We start from the raw sequence: 209 nt of genomic DNA on the forward strand, positions 1-209 counted from the left end.
ATTATTGAAGACGATTTGACAATGGCGCAGGCAATCCAAAAAGAGATGAAGATGTGGGGAAACGACGCGCAGTACGTTCAGGATTTTAAAAACGTACTTGAAACTTTTGCGGAATTTGACCCGCATCTTGTTCTTATGGACATTACTCTGCCATTTTACAACGGGTACCACTGGTGCAGCGAGATTAGGAAAATATCGAACGTACCGGT

At 43.1% G+C, this 209-nt stretch carries 1 protein-coding gene; it reads left to right on the forward strand.

What is annotated here, in order from left to right:
* A partial coding sequence (locus tag NE668_RS10260; protein ID WP_306795559.1) for a response regulator occupies positions 1-209 on the forward strand: 209 nt, incomplete at both ends.

Source organism: Veillonella parvula (genome assembly GCF_024461875.1).
Lineage (GTDB): Bacteria > Bacillota > Negativicutes > Veillonellales > Veillonellaceae > Veillonella > Veillonella parvula_I.